The sequence below is a fragment of the Dolomitihabitans soli genome, from assembly GCF_022213955.1.
GTDB lineage: Bacteria > Actinomycetota > Actinomycetes > Streptosporangiales > Streptosporangiaceae > Streptosporangium_A > Streptosporangium_A soli.
Genome location: NZ_JAKNTW010000033.1, coordinates 1 through 20,168 on the forward strand (window position 1 = coordinate 1; position 20,168 = coordinate 20,168).

Genomic DNA, 20,168 nt, shown 5'->3' on the forward strand with positions numbered 1-20,168 from the left:
CGGCAGGCCGCGCTCCGGCGCGCCGGGGCGCGTCGCTCGCTGGCCCGCAGGGGCGCGGCGCGCGCCGACGGGCGGGGGCCGGTGCGGATCGTGCCGCCCGCCGCCGAGCCGGAGCCGCCCCGGAGTTTCGACGAGCAGGTACCCCGCGGGGACGCTCGGACGTCTTCGCGCCGGGGCGAAAGGGCCGACGGGGAGACGCGGTCGCGTCCGGGTGTGGAGGCGCGGTTGTCTTCGCGCCGGGGCGGGGAGACGCACGGGGAGGCACGGTCGTCTTCGCGCGGGGGTGGAGGGGCCGCCGGAGAGACGCGGTCGCCCTCGCGTCCGGGTGCGGGGGCGCGGTTGTCTTCGCGCGGGGGTGGGGAGACGCGCGGGGAGGTGTGGCTGGGTTCGCGCCCGGGTGCGGAGGTGCGGGGGCAGGTGCGGGTGCGGACGTCTTCGCGTAGGGGTTCGGAGGTGCAGGCGTCATCACGCGGAGGTGGGGAGGCGCGGGGGGAGGTTTCGCGAGCCCGCGTGTCGCCGCGTCGGGGTGCCGGGGTGCGAGGGGACGGTTTGAGAGGGCCGGGGGTGGCGCGCAGGGGGGCCGGGGAGCGGGCTTTACGGGGGCGGCGTCCGATGGGCGGCGGCGTCGGGCGGCGTTCGGGAGGCGGCAGGCCGAGAGCGGCGGGTCGGGTGCGGAGGCGGGTGCGCGGACCGGGGCGGGTGATCGCGCCTCTTCGGCTGACGCGCCGGGGGCGGATCGTGCTCGCGGTCGCGGTGGTGATGATCGCTCTGGGTGTCTTCTGGCTGGGCACTCGGGCGGTGGGCATCGCCTCCACGTGGAATCATGAAGGTGGGGAACACGCCCGTCTGCCATGGGTCACCGCGCATCAGGGTGGCGACCCCCTTACGATCGTGTCGGCGGTCGGCGCCTCCCGCTGATCGCCACCGTGCGGCGGTGCGCCGCTGTGACACGCGCTGCGCGAAACGTGATCTCGGTCGACGTCGTGCTCGCCGTACGAGGGGTCGTGGACTTCGAGGGTCGGTCGGGGCGCTGCCCTGACGCGGATGCTCTCCCTGACGCGGACGCGCTTGCTCACGCGGGCGCGCTTGCTCACGCGGGCGCGCTTGCTCACGCGGGCGTGCGCTCATGCGGGCGCGCTCCCTGCGTACGGGCGCGCCGCCCTGGCGCGGGTGCGGGGCTCCGCCTCGTCCGGACCCCTCCAACGGGTTGCCGGAGCGTGCTTCGCCGGGGCGTGGTGTGTCGTCGGTTGTGGTGCCGGTGTGGCGACACGCCGATGATGGGGCAGGTGAGGGCTCTGAGCAGCGAGTTCAGCGGCGGGGGGCGCTTCAACTTGCGTTCATGGTCGAGCGCTCCTAGGTTTAGACCACAACATCTAGTAGTTGCACCGATGTAGTTCACCATAGGTTGTGTTTCCGTTACCGCATCATGGGCGACTGTGAGGCGTGCGTGAGCGTCCCTTGGCGAGGGGTTTCACCGTGCGGAGGAGCCGACGGGGTTGGTGGGCTCGGGTGGGTGGTCAAAGGGAGGCGACGCCGCGTGCACTGTCCGTTCTGCAGGCATCCCGACACGCGGGTCATCGACAGTCGCTCCACCGAGGACGGCGCGGCGATCAGACGCCGCCGTACGTGTCCTGAGTGTGGGCGGAGATTCACCACCCAGGAAACGGTGCTGCTCATGGTGAGCAAGCGCAGCGGTGTGACGGAGGCGTTCTCCCGGGACAAGGTGATCGCCGGAGTGCGGCGGGCCTGTCAGGGCAGACCGGTGAGTGAGGATTCGCTCGCCCAACTCGGTCAGCTCGTCGAGGAGAGCATCCGGGCCACCGGCGCGGCCGAGATGCCCTCCAACGAGGTGGGCCTGGCCATCCTGGGGCCGCTGCGTGACCTCGACGAGGTGGCCTACCTGCGTTTCGCCTCGGTGTACCGCGGATTCGAGACGCTGGCCGACTTCGAGGCCGAGATCGAACAGTTGCGCGTCAAGCGCACTGCCAACAGCTAGATCAACCGGTGTCGCGGGTGACGCGACGCGACAACTTGGTCCGTGATCGAGGGCTCCAGCGAGCCCCGGGAGGGGGAGTCATGACGGAGACGGTGAGTGGCGCGGTGGCGCGCGGGGGGAAGCGGGTCCGCAAGGGCCTGAAGATGAAGCGCATCTACACCACCCCGGGCGTGCATCCATATGACGAGCTGACGTGGGAGCGCCGCGACGTCGTCATGACGAACTGGCGCGACGGGTCGGTCAACTTCGAGCAGCGCGGTGTGGAGTTCCCCGCGTCCTGGTCGGTGAACGCCGCGAACATCGTGACGACCAAGTATTTCCGTGGGGCGGTCGGCACGCCGCAGCGCGAGTCGAGCCTGCGGCAGCTCGTCGACCGCGTGGTGGGCGTCTACACCCGGACCGGGGTGGAGGAGGGCTACTTCGCCTCCGCGGACGACGCCGAGATCTTCGACCACGAGCTCAAGCACGCCCTGGTGAACCAGCTTTTCAGTTTCAACTCACCGGTCTGGTTCAACGTCGGCACGGCCAGCCCGCAGCAGGTCTCGGCGTGTTTCATTTTGGCGGTCGACGACCAGATGGAGTCGATTCTGGAGTGGTACAAGGAAGAGGGTGTGATCTTCAAGGGGGGCTCCGGCTCGGGGGTCAACCTCTCCCGGATCCGTTCCAGCAAGGAACTGCTGTCGAGCGGGGGCACGGCGAGCGGCCCGGTGTCGTTCATGCGCGGGGCCGACGCGTCTGCGGGCACGATCAAGTCGGGCGGGGCGACCCGCCGGGCGGCCAAGATGGTGGTCCTCGACGTCGATCACCCCGACATCGAGGAGTTCATCGAGACCAAGGCGCGCGAGGAGGACAAGGTCCGCGCGCTGCGTGACGCCGGGTTCGACATGGACCTCGGTGGCAAGGACATCGTCTCGGTGCAGTACCAGAACGCCAACAACTCCGTCAGGGTCTCCGAGGAGTTCATGGAGGCCGTGCAGAAGGGCAACGACTTCGGCCTGCGTGCCCGGCTGACCGGCGAGGTCATCGAGAAGGTCGACGCCCGCGACCTGTTCCGCAAGATGGCCAAGGCCGCCTGGGAGTGCGCGGACCCGGGCATCCAGTACGACGACACCATCAACGCCTGGCACACCACCCCGGAAACCGGACGTATCACGGCCAGCAATCCTTGTTCTGAGTACGTCCATCTGGACAATTCCTCCTGCAACCTGGCCAGCATCAACCTGCTGAAGTTCCTCAAGGACGACGACACCTTCGACGTCGCGCGGTTCGTCAAGCTGACCGAGCTGATCATCACCGCGATGGACATCTCGATCACCTTCGCCGACTTCCCCACGGAGAAGATCGGCGAGACCACCCGGGCCTACCGGCAGCTCGGCATCGGTTACGCCAACCTGGGCGCGCTGCTGATGGCGACCGGCCATGCCTACGACTCCGACGGCGGCAGGTTCGTCGCCGGGGCGATCACCAGCCTGATGACCGGCGTCTCCTACCGCCGCAGCGCCGAACTGGCCGGTGTCGTCGGGCCGTACGACGGCTACGCCCGCAACGCCGAGGCGCACAAGCGGGTCATGGGCAAGCACGCCGCCGCCAACGCCGGGCTGGAGACGTTCGGCGGGATGGACGCCAAGCTGCACGCCGAGGCGTCCAGGCAGTGGGCGGAGTGCCTCAGGCTGGGCGAGAAGAACGGGTACAGAAACGCTCAAGCCTCGCTTCTCGCTCCGACCGGGACAATCGGCCTGATGATGGACTGCGACACGACCGGCATCGAGCCCGATCTGGCGCTGGTGAAGTTCAAGAAGCTGGTCGGCGGCGGGTCGATGCAGATCGTCAACCAGACGATTCCGCGCGCGCTGCGGCAACTCGGCTACCAGGAGGAGCAGGTCGAGGCCATCGTCGAGTTCATCGCCGAGCACGGCCACGTGATCGACGCGCCCGGCCTGCGCCGCGAGCACTACGAGGTGTTCGACTGCGCGATGGGGGAGCGGGCGATCGCTCCGATGGGCCATGTCCGGATGATGGCCGCCGCCCAGCCGTTCCTCTCCGGCGCGATCTCCAAGACCGTCAACCTGCCGGAGACGGCGACGATCGAGGACATCGAGCACGTCTACCTCGAAGGGTGGAAGCTCGGGCTCAAGGCCCTGGCCGTCTACCGCGACAACTGCAAGGTCGGGCAGCCGTTGTCGATCTCGAAGCGGGCCGAGGAGAAGGCCGAGACGCCTGCCGTACAGGTGGTCGAGGTGACCAGGCCGACCCGGCGGCGGATGCCGAACCAGCGGCCCAGCACCACGACCCGCTTCACGGTCGGCGGCGCGAAGGGCTACATGACCGCCTCCTCCTACCCGGACGACGGTCTCGGCGAGGTCTTCCTGAAGATGTCCAAGCAGGGCTCGACCCTGGCCGGCGTGATGGACGCCTTCTCCGTCGCGATCTCCATAGGTCTCCAGTACGGCGTGCCGCTGGAGACGTACGTCAGCAAGTTCGTCAACATGCGGTTCGACCCGGCCGGCATGACCGACGACCCGGATGTGCGGATGGCCGCCTCGGTGATGGACTACATCTTCCGGCGGCTCGCCCTCGACCACCTGCCCTATGACGACCGGGCCGCGCTCGGCATCTTCTCCGCCTCCGAGCGCGCGGCGCAGCAGCGCGGCGAGGACCCGGCGGCCCTGCACGGCGACGACGTCATCGACGCCGAGATGCTGGCGCAGTCCGCCCCCATAGAGCGGCCGAAGGCCGTCGAACCGCCCGCGGCGAGCCCCGCCCCGCGCCAGGAGCAGGGCCACACCCTGGAGAGCCACCAGGGCCGCACCGCCGACGCGCCACTCTGCATGACCTGCGGAACCAAGATGCGCCCGGCCGGTAGCTGCTACGTCTGCGAGGGCTGCGGCAGCACCAGCGGCTGTAGCTGAGTCCCCGAAGTCATCCGGTCCAACCGGAACTCGGCGCTTCGGCTGAGGTCGTGCTGATGCTGGGTTTGCGAGGAGGTCCGGCCTTTTGGTCGGGCCTCTTTGCTATTGCCGCAGGGCCCTCACGTGCCGGCCGGAGCGCGTACGTAGTAAGCCGTTTCGTGCTCCCAGAGCAGGCTGAGCACGGGGGCGGCAGGTCTCAGACCCTGAACCCCAAGCAGAACGAGCCCGCCGACGATCACCGCGTTGTTCCTCGGTCGAGGCGGGAGACCTGGTAGTGGGTGATGAGCCAGCCCTCCGCGGTCCGCCGTACCAGCACGCTGAGGTAGACGTGGAGGGTGGGGTGGTCGGTGAGGGAGAAGTCGACAGCCAGGTAACCGAGGACGAGGTCGTCCGCGGGGCTCTGGTACGCGTGCAGACTCGCTTTGAGCACACACGGCCATCCGAACTGCGCCATGCAAGTACATCAAGTACTTGACGTACTTGACTAGGGGTGGCACTCTGAAGGCAATTCTCGCTGGAGGTTGCCACCATGGCCGTCGTTCACTTCGACAGCTATACCGAAGCTCGTACTCATCTCAAGGCGCTCCTGGACGCGGCTGAGCGAGGGCGCGTGGCCACCGTGCGGCGCGAGTCGTCCGTGACGGCTTTCGTGGATGTTGAAAGGTTGCGTCACTACCTCGCGATGGTCACTCCTTCTCGTGCGCAGGTGGTCCCTGAGGCAGGCGGCTGGTCGATTTTCATTCCGGGGCTACCTGTCGCTGCGGACGGTGCGACCTTTGATCAGGCCGTTGCGGAGATGGTCGAAGGGCTACGTGAGTACGCCGAGGACTGGCAGGATCACCTGCTCGACGTTCCGAATCACCGTGAGAACTGGGGGGTCGTGCAGCTGATCAGCCTCAGTAATGACGATCAGTTGCGCGAATGGCTGGTAGGAGCTGTCCGGTGAGCCGGCCGCAGCCCACTCGCGAACACCATGATCGGTTCTGTCGACTGGAGGGCTGGCGTCAGGTGCGGAACGCTCGGGGGGGAACGGGTACCCACCACGTCACGTACGAGCTGGATCTTCCTGACGGCAGGATGCTGAGAACCCGGATCTCGCATCCAGTCGATCGCAGCACCTATGGTCCGGCTATCTGGAGTCACATTCTTCGTGATCAGCTTCAGGTGGATGAGGCGGCATTCTGGGCGTGTGTGCAGAATGATGTGAAACCCGATCGCGGAGTGCCAGAACTGCCGTCGGAGGCGTTGCCTGCAGATCTCGTCTTCATGTTGATCTCAAGGGTGGGTCTCGACGAGATGACGGTCGCAGCGATGAGCAGGGACGAGGCCATCGCCAGGCTGCAAAAGTACTGGATCGACGGCACCTGATCCGAGGGAATACCGCCTCCTTCGAATAAGTGCACTGCCCCAGTACTCCCCGAAGTGATCAGGTCTGTCCGGCTTCGTCATTTTCGAGGCCCTCGGGTCGAGCGCGGACTGACGATCAGTGCGTCGCGTTGCGCGGAGCTCAGGCGGTCAGGCCTCGGGGTGATGGCGTACGCGCCGCGCCCGACCTGCTCCACGGTGAGCGGGTCGGCGAGGATCGGACGACGGCTGATCGCGTCCAGGGCGTCGGCCACCCGCTGGATGGGCCAGTCCAGTGCCGTGGCGAGTTCGTCCACGGTGAGTGGCCGAGCGGCGTACACCAGCGCGGCCAGCACTGTCAGCGCGTCGTGCGCGACGGCGTCGGTGAGGCCGCTGTCGTTCATCTGCTCGCTGATCCAGGTGAAGAACTGAGCCATCTGGCCCAGCCGGGTGCCGGCGGGCGTGTCGGCGTCGAAGATCTCGATCCCGTGCCGCGCGGCCGCCGCGACCTCGGCGTGTGCCCCGGTGTCGGCTTTGAACGCCCGGAGCCAGACGTCGTCGTCGATGACGTACCGTTCGCGGCGGCCGGCATCCTGCGTGCGTCTGACCAGCTCGATCTCCTCGAGGTAGCCGATGGCCTTGGACACCGACGCCGGGCTGACCTGCAGCAGGCGTACGAGCTCGGCGGACGTCAGGCTCCCGGAGCCGGAGGTGAGCAGGCAGACGAACACGCGAGCGGGCATCCGGGGGAGTCCGGTCCCGACGAGCAGCGTCGCGAACTGCTCCACGAAACCGCGCACGGGCTCGGCCGGCCGCCCGTCGGCTGGTGGCTCCGTGGCCTGAACCGGTCTGCGGCGGCGGGCGCGCTGTCCGGCGGCCTGCTGTGCGTGGTCGGCCAGGTAGCCGCTGGGCGCGCTGTTGCGTGCCGCTTCGCGGCTGATCGTGGACGTGGGCCTGCCCAGCCGCCTGGCGATCTCGGCGTATCCCAGCCCTTCGGCCAGCCAGATCGCGATCTGCCGGCGATCCTCGTGGGTCAGCCTGCCTCCGGGCATCGGCTCGCCCTCCTGTCGGTTCGGGTTCACGGGAGCGTTCACCAACAGTACATTGCAACGGCTGGTCAGCGCGGGTTGCATTTATCAACAATGCTGTTGCAACGATTGGCATGAAAGCCCAGTACTGAAGCACATCATTGGAGGTTTCTCGTTGACGAGACTTGAAATGCAACGTAGCCTTTTCTCGCTTGGAAAGAATCGGACAGGACGAGGAACCCCTTATGGCAAGAGCGTTGGATGTGACCCGGATGCGAGCTCGCGTCGCCGAGCTGCTCGCGGAGTACCGGATCCCGAGTGCCGTGATCGGCGTCCTCAGCGACGGGGAGATCACCGACTTCGCGGTCGGCGTCAAGAACATCTCCACCCGGGAGCCCGCGACGACCGACACCATCTACCAGTGCGGCTCCGTATCAAAGACCTGGACCGCCCTCGCCTTCATGCAGCTCGTCGACGAGGGGAAAGTCGCCCTGGACGAGCCGGTGCGGACCTACCTCCCCGATTTCCGGGTGGCCGACCCCGACGTCAGCGCCAAAGTCACACCCCGCCATCTCCTCAACCACACCAACGGCATCGAGGAGAACTACGGAGATCCGGGCGAGGACGACGACGTGTACGAGCGCATGGTGGAGAACATCGCCGGCGCACGCCAGGTCCACCCCTTGGGCCGCACTCACGGCTACAGCGCGGCCCTGGGCTACGCGATCCTCGCCCGCATCATGGAGGTGATCGACGCCAAGCGGTGGGACGACATCATGAAGGATCGTCTGTTCGACCCCTTGGGACTGACCTCGACGAGCAGCCGGCGTGAGTACGCGGACCAGGACCGGGCCGCGACCGGATACCTGATCCGATCCCTCCAAGAGGGACCCGTCCTCTCACCGCTGGGTCACCTGCCGCGCTCCTTCGGCCCCGGAGGCAACGTCAACACGACAGCCCGGGAATTGCTGATGATGGCTTATGTCTTCCTCAACGAAGGAAAGGCGCCGAACGGGACCGGAATCGTCTCACCCGGCGTCATCCGTGAGATGACGGAGTCGCGGGTCCCCCTACCTGACCCGTACATGTTCGGGCCGGAATGGGCACTCGGCCTCATCGTGTGCGATTGGCACGGCCAAACCGTCTACGCCCACGACGGCAGCGCAGTCAGCCAGAGCGCCCGCCTGCGGATCCTGCCGGAATCGAACATCGCCGTCTCGATGCTGGTGAACGCCGGGCCGCGCGACAGCTTCTACCGGAAGGTGTTCAACGAAATCCTGGCCGACCTCGGCGCGGTCACGATCCCCGACCTGCCGGAGCCCGACCCGACCCTGGCCCTCGACCTGTCCAGGTACGAAGGCTCCTACGAGCGCCCCGGCACTCGCTACGAAGTGGCGGCCGACCGCGGAAAGCTCCACCTCAAATTCACCCTGAACCCCATGGAGGCGCAGCTCCTCAATAGACCGGAGCAGCTCGACTACGAGCTGTTCCCGATCAGCGAGACCCACTTCCTGATGCCTTCGGACGATCCGCTCGAAGACCCTCAGACCGTCGCGATCTACGACTTCGAGAATGGTGCCGCACAGTATCTCCACATCAATTGCCGAGTGAATCCGAGAATCAATGAGGAGGGTGCCACGGTGCACGTCATGGCTGTTTCCACGATTTCCGACAACGACGGTTTCTGGGATTCCCTGAAGTCGGCGTACGGCCGGCTTCCCAAGGGTGCCAAGTGGACGCTGGGGGTGGCGAGCACCGACGGGACCAAGGCGGTGAACGTCATCGTCCATGACTCGATCGACGGCGTCAGGAGCTTCTTCGAAGATCACGCCGGCCCCTTCGCCACGACGGAATACTTCGAGGCCGACGCGTCCAACGCGGTCGGCCTCCCCACGACGTAGCCGCCGTCCGCCCAAGGCATTCGGATCCGGTCAGCCGGGCCCTGCGGAGCCCGCATCGGCTGCTGGAGCCGCTGCCGCGTAGCTGAGCACGTGGTCGCGCAGCATCCGCCCGGTCGCCGGGTCGCGCCGCCGGAACGCCGCCACCAGCGGCTCGTGGTCGGCCGCGTTCCGGTAGGGATCGACGCGGTGCAGGCGGAAGGCCAGGTGGGTCCACACCTCGACGCCCAGTGACTCCCACACCGAGCGGAGCACCCCGTTGCCCGAGGCTCCGACGATCACCCGGTGGAAGGCGACGGCGTGTTCGACCTGCCCGTTCACGTCGCCGGCCCGCGCCGCTTCGTGGAGCAGCCGCTCGTGGCGTTCCAGCGCCTCCAGGTGGGCCCCGATGCGGGGCATGGCCAGACCGGCGGCCGTCTCCTCCAGCCCGGCCCGTACCTGGTTGACCTCGCGCAACTCGGCGAGGGTGAACGCCTTCACCCTGACTCCCTTGTTGGGGGAGGACTCGATCAGCCGCAGGGACTCCAGCTCTCTGAGCGCCTCGCGGACCGGTGCCTGGCTGACCTCCAGCTCGGCCGCGACGCGCCGCTCCACGATGCGTTCGCCCGGCTGCCATCGCCCGCTGACCAGGCCGTCGAGCAGCACCTGGCGGATCTGGTCACGAAGCGGCCCGCGCACGATGGACGTCACAGGCCGCCACGCTATCAACTTTGAGTATTGATCGATCATTACGGCCACTAGGTGCTCATCGCGAAATCGGGCGCGAGACGCAGCGTCGGACTTTCACCGCGACGGTCACGTCCGGCCGCCCGCACGCGTCGATCAGGATCGCCGTGGTCGTCGAGCGTGGTGGTCAGGGGGTGGGACCGGCGAGGGCGGCGGTCACCCGGGCCGTGGCCCACGGGAGCGTCAGGAAGCCGCGTTTCACGGTGAGCATGTTGACGCCGGCCGTCCAGGACTGGATGCCGGAGATGCCGGCCAGCGTGCGGCTGGTGAACCGGTGGAGGTCCGAGGTGGTCGGCATGATCACCTCGCACAGCAGGGAGGCGTGGCCGAGGGTGGCGGAGATGTAGCGGACGCCGCGCAGCTCGGTCAGGGCCTCGGCGACGCTCTCCAGGCGGGCCGGCTCGACCGACAGCCAGAACAGCACCTCGGCCTCGTATCCCAGGGCTGAGGCGGGGATGAAGGTGGCGACGGTCGCGCAGCCGCGCTCGATCATGCCCTCGAAGCGCCGCCGTACGGTGCTCTCGCTGACGCCGAGGCGTTTGGCCACGGACTGGAAGCTGGCTCTGCCGTCCGTGCGCATCGCGCCGAGGATGTCCATGTCGACGTCGTCGAGGTGGCCGGGGGCGCAGGTGTGCGGGACCGGCGGGGCCGGGAGGTTGCCCGCGCTGCCGTCCAGGGATTGCAGGCTCCAGTCGTAGGAGACCTTGTAGGTGTGCAGCAGGAGGTCGGCGTGGCTGTGCAGCGCGCCGGGGATCCGCTGCACGTAGTCGACCAGGATCGTGTAGAGGTCGCGGTTCTTGGGCGCGACGAGCTCGAAGACGATGTCCTGGCCGCCGGTGACGACCGCGACGAACCTGATCTCCGGGTAGCGCGCCAGCTCGCCCGCCACCCGGAGCTGGCTGCCGGGCGCGCAGGTCAGCCGGACGACGAAGATGTCGACCGGGCCGTCGTGCTCCAGATGGGGCAGGGCGGCGACGCAGATCATCCCGTCGCCGATGAGCTGCTGGGCGCGGCGGGCGACGGTCGTCGTGGACGTTCCGATGACCTGCGCGATGTCGGTCCAGCTCGCGCGGCCGTTCACGTTCAGCTCGGCGAGGATCTGCCGATCGAGTAGGTCGAGATCATTCATCGGAGGAAGTGTGACGGTTTCTAGCGTCCTATGAGCGCATTTTTCAGGAATTCTCGGACGGTTGCTTCGAACAGATCCGCCTCCTCCACCTGTGGCGAGTGCCCCGACTTCTCGAACACTGCCAGCCGGCCGTCCCGCACCCCCGCCGCGATCGTCTCGCTGCAGGCCACGGGCGTGATCCAGTCGTGCCTGCCGACGGTCACCAGGGTCGGCGCGGTGATCTGGGACAGGCGCGGCTTGATGTCATAGTTCGGCTGGTTCACCGCGAACGCGAAGTTGTGCGTCCGATACCGGTACGGCGTCGCCGCCACGCGTTCGGCGACCTTCGCGGGATCGTAGTCGTGGTCGTAGAGCGGCAGGATCTCGCGCCAGCAGTCACGCAGATCGTCGTCGTCGCGAACGGTGCCGGACATGATCCGGTCGAGCTTCACCCGGTCGATCTCCACCCGGGAGGACGCCAGCGCGTTGCGGATCGCCATTTCCTGGTTGGAGTTGTCGGCCGAGGTGTCGCGCAGCACCAGCGCGCTCACCCGGTCGGGATGGGTGATCGCGTACTCCATCGCGATGAACCCGCCGTAGGAGCCGCCCGCCAGCACGATCCGCTCGGCCCCCGCCCACGCGCGGACCCCGTCCACGTCGGCCACCCACTGCTCGTGCGTGTACGGCTCCCGCCCCTCGCTCGCCCCCGATCCCCGGGCGTCGAACACGATCACCCTGAACGCGTCGGCGAACCGCCCGAAGGTCGCCCGGGGCTCCCCGAGGGAGCCCAGGCCGGGGGCGCCGTGGTGGGCCACCATGGTCGGTTTGCCCGGCCGGTCGTCGCCGAGCACCTCGATGTTGAGCCGGTTGCCGTTGATCTCGACGAGCATCGCTCGCTCCTCCTTCACGAATCGCATGAATCAGCATGAATAGGCATAAGTCAGACATCAACCAGGCGCAGGTCAGGCGATGACGATGTCGGCGAGGTCGCGCGGGTAAGCCGTCAGCCTGCGCGGGCCGTCCTCGGTGACCAGCACCGTGTCGGAGATCCGGTAGCCGGCGTGCCCGGGGACGTAGACGCCCGGCTCGCTGGACAGGACCATGCCGGCGGCCAGTTCGGTCGGGTCGCCGCCCTCCAGCCACGGCGGCTCGTGGAAGCCGAGCCCGATGCCGTGCCCCTGCCGGTGCCGCAGGTAACCGCCCAGCCCGGCGTCCTCGATCACCGAGAGACAACGCCGGTTGGCCTCCGCGCAGGTCACCCCGGCATGCAAAGCCTGGGTACCGGTCTCCTGCGCCTCACGGACGGCCTCGTAGTAGCGGCGCTGCTCGGCGGTGGGCTCGCCGAGGATGAACGTCCGCTCGCTCTCCACGAACCGCCCGCCGACGGCGCAGCCGAGCGACAGCATGAAGGACTCGCCGTGCCTCAGCCGCCTCCCGTCGGGCAGCCGGTGCGGCTGCGCCGAGTTCGGCCCGCCGTACACCAGGCCGCCGGTCAGCATCGGGACCACCACCACGTTCCGGTGCTCGCCGTACATCAGGCGGGAGCCGTGCGAGATGACGTGCGCGGCCAGGTCCGTCTCCGAGGGCAGTTCGCCGCCGGCGGACAGCGCGGCGCGGACCAGTTCCACGCCTGCGCCGATCATGAGGTCGGCGATCCGCGCCGCCTCCTCGTGCAGCACGATCTCCTCGGGCGTCTTGCGCTGCCGGGCCGTGCCGACGATCTCGCTGACCCGCCACGAGGTGCGCGGGAACGCCTGCTCCAGCGCCGTGGTGCGGCCGATCGAGGTCGAGGACGCGTAACCGGCGGTCGCCGGGTCGGCGTTCACGTGCCCGGCCAGCACCGCGAAGGGCGCGGTCACGCCGGGGAACTCCGGGTAGGCCACGATCTCGGCGTGCGCGCCCTGGTCCCCGGCGTACTCGCGTTCCAGGTCGGGCACCAGCAGGATCGGCGGCCCCTCGGCGGTGAGCAGGCAGGCGACCGGCCGTTCGTTGGGGAAGTGCTGGAAGCCGGTGAGATAGGCGACGTCCAGCGGGTCGTCCAGGAGCAGCGCGGCGAGCCCGTCGCGGGCCATCGCGGCACGCACCCGGTCGATCGTGCCCTCGTAGAACGCGGCGGACAGACGTTGGTCGAACAGCGGGATCACCTCGTGCGGTGGTTGCGGGCGTCGTTGTAGGCCACCGACAGCAGGGTCGTCGCGACGACGAGCAGCAGGATGGCGAAGGACGGGAAGAGAGTGGTCCACCAGGCGGACGCCAGCGACCCCGACATCTGCGCCTTGTGCAGGATCGCGCCCCAGGACCAGCTGTTGGGGTCGCCCAGCCCGAGGAAGGACAGCCCCGCCTCGGCCAGTACGGCACGCGAGGTCGTCAGCACCACCGACACGCCGACCACCGGGATCACGCCGGGGAACAGGTGCTTGCGGATGATCCACGTCGCCGAACCGCCCACGACCCTGGCGGCCGAGACATAGGGCAGCGGGACGATCGCGAGCGCCTGGGACCGCACCACCCGGGCCACCTCCGGCCAGCTGAACAGCGCGATCACCACCACCAGCGTCCGCACGCTCGGCCCGGCCAGCGCCGCGACCAGGATCATCAGCGGCAGCACCGGCAGCGACAGCGACAGGTCGATCAGCACCCCCAGCGGGGTGTCCAGCCGCCGGAAGTAGGCGGCGGCCACCCCCACCAGCAGCCCGATCACGATGGCCAGGATCGAGGCGCTGACGCCGACCATGATGCTCACCCTGGTGCCCCAGACGACCTGGGCGAAGACGTCCTGCCCGATGTCGTCGGTGCCGAACCAGTGCGCCCCGCTCGGCGGCTGCGAGGTGTCGGTCCCGTACCCCTCGGGGAACGGGGCGATCAGCGGCGCGCAGACCGCGACCAGGATCAGCAGGATCAGTACGGCCGCGCTCCCCGTGCCCAGCGGGTTGCGCCGGAACGCCTCCCAGGTCCTGCGACGGGGGGTGGGCTCGGCGGCGGTCAGGGTCATGAGGTGCGCACCCGGGGGTCGAGGAATCCGTAGGCCACGTCGGTGATCAGGTTCGCTGCCACGACGGCGGCGGCGAGCAGCACGAACGCCCCCTGGAGCACCGGGAAGTCGAGCTGCCCGACGGCTTCGAAGATCGCCCGCCCGATGCCGGGGTAGGCGTAGATGGTCTCGGTCAGCACCGCGCCGCCGACCAGCGCGCCGAGTTGCAGCCCGGCGATGGTGGTGGTGGGCAGCAGCGCGTTGCGTACGGCGTGCTTCCACACGACCGAGGCCGGCCGTACCCCCTTGGCCTTGGCGAGGGTCACGTAGTCTTCGCCGAGTGCCTCGATCAGGGTGGCGCGCATGGTGAGCACGTAACCGCCGAGCTGGATGAACACCAGCGACAGGCACGGCAGCACCAGGTGGTGCAGCATGCTGAGGCTGGCCGCCAGGCCGGTGGCGTCGGGATCGACCGCCCCGCCGATGGGGAACCAGCCCAGCAGCACGCCGAAGACGTAGAGCAGGAAGACGCCGACGCTCGGCACGAACAGCGACTGGGCGGTGATCCCGGCGACCTGGATGAGCCGGTCGACCCATCCCTTGGCCTTGGTGGCGGCGAGCACGCCGAGGGGGATGCCGACGACGACGGTGGCGATCATCGCCGACAGGGTCAGGATCAGCGTCCAGGGCAGCCGTTCCATCAGCACGGTGGTGACGGGGATCGACTGCCGGAAGGACATGCCCAGGTTGCCCTGGACGAGCTGGAGGAGATACTCGCCGTACTGGACCGGCAACGGCTGGTCCAGGCCGAAGTCGGCGAGCAGTTTGGCACGCAGTTCCTCGGTCATGTTGGGGTCGGCGACCGCGAGCACGGGGTCGCCGGGCAGCAACCGTACGAGGAAGAAGGTCACGGTGACGGCGAACCACAGGGTCACCGCCCCCCGCAGCAGCCGTGTGCCGATGAATCTGAGCCGCACCGTGATCCCTCTCGCTCAGCCGGCCGGCTTGACCTGGGCCAGGGACAACGGGTTGATGATCGACAGCAGCTCGCTCGGCATCGGCTTGAAGTTGGTCCACTTCGCCGAGTGGGCGATGTTGAACGTCTCCACGTAGAGCACGTTGTCGTACACCTTGTCGTGGATGATCCGCGCGGCCTCCTGGATCGGGGCCTTGGCGGCTTCCGGCGTGAGCGCCCGCTGGCCCTTGTCGATCAGCTTGTCGAGCTGGGGATCCTCGACCTGGGCGTAGTTGATGAACCCGCCCGACTTGAAGGCCAGCCCGAGGTTCGCGGGCGGGTTGTCCATGACGGCCCACGACCCGGCGTAGATGTCGAAGTCGCGCTTGAGCGTCTTGGCCAGGTAGGTGTTGCGCTCCAGGCCCTGCAGCTTGATCGTGATCCCGGCCTGCTTGGCGGAGTCGCGGACCATCGGCGCCCACTTGGCGATGTTCGGGTCGGCCTGGTCGTAGACCATCGAGAAGGTCGGCGAGGTGACGCCGGCCTCCGCGAGCAGCGCCTTCGCCTTGGCCGGGTCGAAACCGTACTCCTTGGAGGTGCTGTCGGCGTAGCCGGGCTGGGAGGGGGTCAGCACGCTGCCGTTGGAGGACTTGGCGAAGCCCTGCAGGGCGATCTTCCTGATCGCCTCGTTGTCGACCGCGTGCGCGAGCGCCTGGCGGACCCGCACGTCGTCGAGCGGCTTCCGCTTGGTGTTGTACTGCAGGTGCGCCCACCCCAGCGAGGGGATCTGTTGCAGCTTGATCTTCGCGTCGCTCTTCAGCGTCGCGGCCGTGGCCGGCGGGAGCACGTTGCCGATCACGTCGACCTCGCCGTTGCGCAGCGCGAGGACCTCGGTGTTCACATCGGGGAACACCCGGAACACGATCTCCTTGACGCTCGGCTTGGGGGTGAACGACTCCACCCGCTCCATCAGATAGCGCTGCCCGCGCTCGACCTTGGTCAGCTTGTACGGCCCGGCGCTCACCCAGCCGGAGTCGTTGGCGAACTTCTGCACGCTGGGCGCCTTCTCGAAGACGTGCTTGGGCACGATCGGCATCCAGAAGCCGATGTTGTCGAGGAAGGTGCCGTCGGGGCGGGTGAGGGTGAACTCGATCTCGGTCGGCGAGACGGCCTTCGCCTTGTCGAAGGCGGTGATCAGCCCGGCCACGACGCCGAACTTCTCCTTGTCCACCGTCTCGATCGTGTAGACCACGTCGGCGGCGGTCACCGGCTTGCCGTCGGACCACTTCATGTCGTCGCGCAGCTTCAGGGTCGCCGTCTTGCCGCCCTTGCCGTACGCCCACTCGGTGGCGAGGTAGGGGATCCGCTTACCCGCCTCGTCCATCTGCATGAGCTTCGGGTACATCAGGTTGGTGATCCAGGAGTCGGTACGGCTGTTGCCGACCAGCGGGTTGTAGTTGACCACGTCGGCGGTCGTGCCGATGGTCAGCCGGTCGGCGGCGCCGGAGTTCGACGTAGTTCCGGTGCCGGACCCCGGTGTACTGGGGGCGCATGCCGCGACCGCGACGGCGAGAGCCGCCACGGTGGCCGCGATCAGGGTGCGACGCATCACTGCCAGACCTCCTTGAGAACCCGAAGGACGTTGCCGCCCACGACCTTGGTGATCTCGTCGTCGGAGTATCCGTTGCGGACGAGCCACGCGATGATGTTCCAGAAGCACTCGGCCGGGTTCTCCAGGCCGTCGACGTAGGGCACCTTGTCGTACGTGGTGCCGGCGTGCGCCTCGGCGATCGACAGCTGCACCGCGAAGGCGTCGTGCAGGCCGACGTGGTCGCCGAAGAGGGTGTCCGGGCCGAAGGCGACGTGGTCGATGCCGACCAGGTCGACGCAGTAGGTGAAGTGGTCCATCACCGATTCGAGCGAGTGCCGGGGGTGCGCGGGCGACAGGGTGGTGTGCGGCGCGGCCTCCAGGCCGATGACGCCGCCGCGCTCGGCCGCCGCCTTGATGACCTCGTCGGGCTTCATCCGGTTCGTCGGCCACACCGACCGGGCGCCCGCGTGGGTGATCAGGATCGGCTTGGTGGAGTGTCTGATGGTGTCGAGCGAGGTCTGGTCGCCCGAGTGGGAGACGTCGATCGCGATGCCGAGCTTGTTCATCCGGCGCACGGCCCGCTCGCCGAACAGCGTCAGCCCGCCGTCGCCGCGCTCCTTGAGGCCGCTGCCCAGGGTGTTGGCCTCGCTGTAGGCGATGCCCATCTGCCGTACGCCGAAGCCGTACAGCATGTCGATCCGGTCGACCTCGTTCTCGATCATGGTCGCCGCCTCCAGGGCGAGGACCAGGCCCAGCCGGCCGGTGGTGTGCGCCCGCTCGACGTCCGCGAGGGTCTCGACCTTGATCACGTAGTCCTGATGGGCGATGTCGGAGAGCCGCATGCCGATGTCGGCGATCACGTCGTTCCACTTCCAGCCGGCCTGGCTGGTGATGCAGCAGGTGCCGTCCATCAGGTTGTCGAAGACCACCGTCATGCCGGAGCGGGCCAGACCCTCGAAGCCGGTGTGGTGCCGCGCCGTGCGGTTGTACTCGACGGTCTCCATGATGTCTTCGGGGAAGACCGAGGGATGGTCGTGCAGCGAGATGACCATGCTCTCGGTGAGCAGCTTCCTGACGCGGTCCTGCTGCCCGCTGTCGAGCGGCACGCCGTCGTAGGCGGGCACCCGGCCCAGTTCGGGCGCGAGCGTGAACGTCCGGTAATCGGCGCCGGCTTCCAGATACTCGTAGGAGCGGTAGCCGGTGTACTGCTTGGCGGGCTCGAGCACGAGCGACGTCCCCCTTCATGGCGGATCGGCCAAGACCCGCACAAAATTCCACGACTCCGCCGACACCCGGCGAACTGCGGCCAAAGGTTGCCAGAATTCGTCAAATAGGTCAATACTGGAGTTGTTTTCGGGTATAGATCATGGCGTCTGTGCAAAGTTCCGGCAAAGGAGGCTCCCCGGATGACGGTGGGCGAAGCGGCTCTGGAGGTGCGCGACCTCCAGGTGACCTTCACCGGGTCGAAACGGCGGACGCACGCCGTACGAGGGGTGGATCTGGTCATCAGGCCAGGTGAGACGCTCGCGCTGCTCGGCGAGTCGGGCTCGGGCAAGTCGGTGACGGCCCGCGCGGTGATGGGCCTGCTGGACCAGCCGGACACCGAGGTCACCATGGGTACGGCGAAGCTCGGCGGGCGCGACCTGCTGGCCATGTCCGCCAAGGAGCGGCGGCTGCTGCGGGGCAGCGCCATGTCACTCGTCTTCCAGGACGCCCTGTCCGCGCTCAACCCGGTGCTCAGCGTGGGCGACCAGATCGGCGAGCTGTTCCGGGTGCACCAGGGTCTGTCGCGCAGGCAGGCCAGGGCCCGGTCGGTGGAACTGCTGGAACTGGTCGGCATCCCCGCGCCCGCGGCGCGGGTGCGGGACTACCCGCACCAGTTCTCCGGCGGCATGCGCCAGCGCATCCTGATCGCGATGGCCGTGGCCCTGGAACCCGGCCTGCTGATCGCCGACGAGCCGACCACCGCGCTGGACGTCACCGTGCAGGCACAGATCCTGCGGCTGATCGACCGGCTGCGGCGCGAGCTGGGCACCGCCGTCCTGCTCATCACGCACGACCTCGGCGTGGCGGCGGAGGTCGCCGACCGGGTGGCCGTGATGTACGCGGGCAGGATCGTGGAAACCTCCCCCGTCGACGACCTCTACGACCGCCCCGCGCACCCCTACACCGAGGCGCTGCTGGCGGCCATCCCCGACCTCGACCGCCCGGCGGCCGAACTACGGGCCATCCCCGGCGCGCCGCCGGGGCCCGGCGCGGCCGACACGGGCTGCGCCTTCGCCCCCCGCTGTCCGAGAGCCACCGCCGTCTGCGAGCGCACCCGCCCCGAACTTGTCGCGGTCCCCGGTTCGCCCGCCCGCACCGCCGCCTGCCACCATCTCCAGGAGGTGCTCGATGCCGTCCGTACCTGACCCGGAGGCACGCGCCGAGAACCCGGGATCGCGCGCCGCGAACCCGGAGGCACGCGCCGAGAACCCGGGATCGCGCGCCGCGAACCCGGAGGCACGCGCCGAGAACCCGGGATCGCGCGCCGCGAACCCGGAGGCACGCGCCGAGAACCCGGGATCGCCCGCCGCGAACCCGGAGCCACGCGCCGAGAGGCCGGGACCACGTGCCCCGAAGACCGGTTCAACGCAGCCCGCCGAGGGGGCCGGACCGCGCGCCGGGAAGGCCGAGCCGGTGGTGCTGCGTGCCGAGAACCTGCACAAGACCTACGGGAGCGGGATCTTCGGCAGGGGCGGCGGCGTGCACGCCGTGGACGGGGTCAGCCTGGAGCTGCGCGCGGGGGAGACGCTCGGCATCGTCGGCGAGTCCGGTTGCGGCAAGTCGACCCTGGCCCGCATGCTGGTCGGCCTGGAACGGCCCGACAGCGGCGAGGTGACCTTCCACGGCCGCCCGTTCGCCAGGGGACGCAGGGCTCCCGCGCCCGCGGTGCGCCGCCGGGTGCAGATGGTCTTCCAGGACCCGATGACCTCGCTCAACCCCCGGATGACCGTCCTCGACATCGTCGCCGAGCCGCTCGACGTGCACCGTCTCGCCGCCGGCCGGGCGCAGCGCCGCGACCGCGTCGGCGAGCTGCTCGACCTCGTCGGCCTCGCGCCCGAGCTGATGCACCGGTTCCCGCACGAGTTCTCCGGCGGGCAGCGCCAGCGGATCGGGATCGCCAGGGCGCTCGCCACCGACCCCGAGGTGATCGTCTGCGACGAGCCGGTCTCCGCGCTCGACATGTCCGTGCAGGCCCAGGTGGTCAACCTGCTCGCCGGCCTGCAGCGGCGGCTCGGCGTGGCACTCGTCTTCATCGCCCACGACCTCGCCGTCGTCAGGCACGTCTCGCACCGCGTCGGTGTGATGTATCTGGGACGCCTCGCCGAGCTGGGCCCCGCGGCCGAGGTGTACGGCTCGCCGGCGCACCCCTACACCAAGGCGCTGCTGTCGGCCGCTCCGGTGCCGCGCCCGCAGGCCAGGGACCGGACGCGGATCATCCTGGCCGGCGACCCGCCCAGTCCGGTGGACCCGCCCTCGGGCTGCCGCTTCAGGACCCGCTGCTGGAAGGCGGCGGACGTGTGCGCCGGGCACGCTCCTCCGCTGGAAGGCGCGGCGGCACATCTGGCGGCCTGCTACTTTCCCGAGGCCGGCCGCTGA

At 68.8% G+C, this 20,168-nt stretch carries 17 protein-coding genes; 7 read left to right on the plus strand and 10 right to left on the minus strand.

What is annotated here, in order from left to right; genetic code table 11:
• Nucleotides 1-1,537: 1,537 nt before the first annotated feature.
• Together nrdR and MBA17_RS40245 are read left to right on the plus strand one after the other, a co-directional pair.
• Entirely contained in the window at nt 1,538-1,996 is a 459-nt protein-coding gene (gene nrdR / locus MBA17_RS40240) for a transcriptional regulator NrdR (RefSeq protein ID WP_238503025.1), read from the plus strand.
• A gap of 80 nt (nt 1,997-2,076) precedes the next feature.
• The gene (locus tag MBA17_RS40245) at nt 2,077-4,905 is read left to right on the plus strand and encodes a vitamin B12-dependent ribonucleotide reductase (protein ID WP_238503027.1); all 2,829 of its coding nucleotides are present in this window, start codon (nt 2,077-2,079) and stop codon (nt 4,903-4,905) included.
• Between the two features lie 235 nt (nt 4,906-5,140).
• On the opposite strand, the gene MBA17_RS40250 is transcribed toward MBA17_RS40245, so the two are convergent.
• Nucleotides 5,141-5,359, minus strand: coding sequence for a hypothetical protein (locus tag MBA17_RS40250; protein ID WP_238503029.1), 219 nt, complete (start codon nt 5,357-5,359; stop codon nt 5,141-5,143).
• A gap of 75 nt (nt 5,360-5,434) precedes the next feature.
• Here MBA17_RS40250 and MBA17_RS40255 point away from each other — a divergent pair, with 75 nt between their 5' ends.
• Nucleotides 5,435-5,851, plus strand: a complete 417-nt coding sequence (locus tag MBA17_RS40255) for a prevent-host-death protein (RefSeq protein WP_238503031.1) — start codon at nt 5,435-5,437, stop codon at nt 5,849-5,851.
• On the plus strand, nt 5,848-6,273 hold the full coding sequence (locus MBA17_RS40260) for a cytotoxic translational repressor of toxin-antitoxin stability system (RefSeq protein ID WP_238503033.1): 426 nt from the start codon (nt 5,848-5,850) through the stop codon (nt 6,271-6,273). Before MBA17_RS40255 ends, MBA17_RS40260 begins: the two co-directional genes overlap by 4 nt.
• 77 nt (nt 6,274-6,350) lie before the next feature.
• Here MBA17_RS40260 and MBA17_RS40265 read toward each other — a convergent pair whose 3' ends face one another.
• The gene (locus MBA17_RS40265; protein WP_274386724.1) at nt 6,351-7,301 is read right to left on the minus strand and encodes a GbsR/MarR family transcriptional regulator; all 951 of its coding nucleotides are present in this window, start codon (nt 7,299-7,301) and stop codon (nt 6,351-6,353) included.
• 221 nt (nt 7,302-7,522) lie between these two features.
• On the opposite strand from MBA17_RS40265, the gene MBA17_RS40270 reads away from it, so the two are divergent.
• Complete coding sequence (locus MBA17_RS40270; protein WP_238503037.1) at nt 7,523-9,178, plus strand: serine hydrolase; 1,656 nt, start codon at nt 7,523-7,525, stop codon at nt 9,176-9,178.
• A gap of 30 nt (nt 9,179-9,208) precedes the next feature.
• Here the strand turns inward: MBA17_RS40270 and MBA17_RS40275 are convergent, their stop codons facing one another.
• The 8 genes from MBA17_RS40275 to MBA17_RS40310 form a co-directional block, all read right to left on the minus strand.
• Nucleotides 9,209-9,865 (minus strand): GntR family transcriptional regulator, encoded by a 657-nt coding sequence (locus tag MBA17_RS40275; protein ID WP_455432948.1) that lies wholly within the window; start codon nt 9,863-9,865, stop codon nt 9,209-9,211.
• Between the two features lie 163 nt (nt 9,866-10,028).
• Nucleotides 10,029-11,030, minus strand: coding sequence for an Lrp/AsnC family transcriptional regulator (locus tag MBA17_RS40280; protein WP_238503041.1), 1,002 nt, complete (start codon nt 11,028-11,030; stop codon nt 10,029-10,031).
• A gap of 20 nt (nt 11,031-11,050) precedes the next feature.
• On the minus strand, nt 11,051-11,926 hold the full coding sequence (locus tag MBA17_RS40285) for an alpha/beta fold hydrolase (protein WP_238503043.1): 876 nt from the start codon (nt 11,924-11,926) through the stop codon (nt 11,051-11,053).
• 45 nt (nt 11,927-11,971) lie between these two features.
• Nucleotides 11,972-13,153: a M24 family metallopeptidase gene (locus MBA17_RS40290; RefSeq protein WP_238503045.1), complete on the minus strand. Its 1,182-nt coding sequence runs from the start codon at nt 13,151-13,153 to the stop codon at nt 11,972-11,974.
• Nucleotides 13,150-14,001: an ABC transporter permease gene (locus MBA17_RS40295; protein ID WP_238503047.1), complete on the minus strand. Its 852-nt coding sequence runs from the start codon at nt 13,999-14,001 to the stop codon at nt 13,150-13,152. Before MBA17_RS40295 ends, MBA17_RS40290 begins: the two co-directional genes overlap by 4 nt.
• The gene (locus MBA17_RS40300; RefSeq protein ID WP_238503049.1) at nt 13,998-14,957 is read right to left on the minus strand and encodes an ABC transporter permease; all 960 of its coding nucleotides are present in this window, start codon (nt 14,955-14,957) and stop codon (nt 13,998-14,000) included. Before MBA17_RS40300 ends, MBA17_RS40295 begins: the two co-directional genes overlap by 4 nt.
• A 15-nt stretch (nt 14,958-14,972) precedes the next feature.
• Nucleotides 14,973-16,544, minus strand: a complete 1,572-nt coding sequence (locus MBA17_RS40305; RefSeq protein ID WP_238503050.1) for an ABC transporter substrate-binding protein — start codon at nt 16,542-16,544, stop codon at nt 14,973-14,975.
• Entirely contained in the window at nt 16,544-17,752 is a 1,209-nt protein-coding gene (locus MBA17_RS40310; RefSeq protein ID WP_238503051.1) for a dipeptidase, read from the minus strand. Before MBA17_RS40310 ends, MBA17_RS40305 begins: the two co-directional genes overlap by 1 nt.
• A gap of 180 nt (nt 17,753-17,932) precedes the next feature.
• Between MBA17_RS40310 and MBA17_RS40315 the strand changes: the two genes are divergently transcribed.
• Nucleotides 17,933-18,937, plus strand: coding sequence for an ABC transporter ATP-binding protein (locus tag MBA17_RS40315; RefSeq protein ID WP_238503052.1), 1,005 nt, complete (start codon nt 17,933-17,935; stop codon nt 18,935-18,937).
• Entirely contained in the window at nt 18,921-20,168 is a 1,248-nt protein-coding gene (locus MBA17_RS40320) for an ABC transporter ATP-binding protein (RefSeq protein WP_238503053.1), read from the plus strand. Before MBA17_RS40315 ends, MBA17_RS40320 begins: the two co-directional genes overlap by 17 nt.

Excerpts from the sequence above, each read along its gene's own strand:
- MBA17_RS40245 (WP_238503027.1), top strand. The coding sequence starts at position 2,077 with ATGACGGAGACGGTGAGTGGCGCGGTGGCGCGCGGGGGGAAGCGGGTC.
- MBA17_RS40250 (WP_238503029.1), bottom strand. The coding sequence starts at position 5,359 with ATGGCGCAGTTCGGATGGCCGTGTGTGCTCAAAGCGAGTCTGCACGCG.
- MBA17_RS40255 (WP_238503031.1), top strand. The coding sequence starts at position 5,435 with ATGGCCGTCGTTCACTTCGACAGCTATACCGAAGCTCGTACTCATCTC.
- MBA17_RS40265 (WP_274386724.1), bottom strand. The coding sequence starts at position 7,301 with ATGCCCGGAGGCAGGCTGACCCACGAGGATCGCCGGCAGATCGCGATC.
- MBA17_RS40270 (WP_238503037.1), top strand. The coding sequence starts at position 7,523 with ATGGCAAGAGCGTTGGATGTGACCCGGATGCGAGCTCGCGTCGCCGAG.
- MBA17_RS40280 (WP_238503041.1), bottom strand. The coding sequence starts at position 11,030 with ATGAATGATCTCGACCTACTCGATCGGCAGATCCTCGCCGAGCTGAAC.
- MBA17_RS40285 (WP_238503043.1), bottom strand. The coding sequence starts at position 11,926 with ATGCGATTCGTGAAGGAGGAGCGAGCGATGCTCGTCGAGATCAACGGC.
- MBA17_RS40295 (WP_238503047.1), bottom strand. The coding sequence starts at position 14,001 with ATGACCCTGACCGCCGCCGAGCCCACCCCCCGTCGCAGGACCTGGGAG.
- MBA17_RS40305 (WP_238503050.1), bottom strand. The coding sequence starts at position 16,544 with ATGCGTCGCACCCTGATCGCGGCCACCGTGGCGGCTCTCGCCGTCGCG.
- MBA17_RS40315 (WP_238503052.1), top strand. The coding sequence starts at position 17,933 with ATGACGGTGGGCGAAGCGGCTCTGGAGGTGCGCGACCTCCAGGTGACC.
- MBA17_RS40320 (WP_238503053.1), top strand. The coding sequence starts at position 18,921 with ATGCCGTCCGTACCTGACCCGGAGGCACGCGCCGAGAACCCGGGATCG.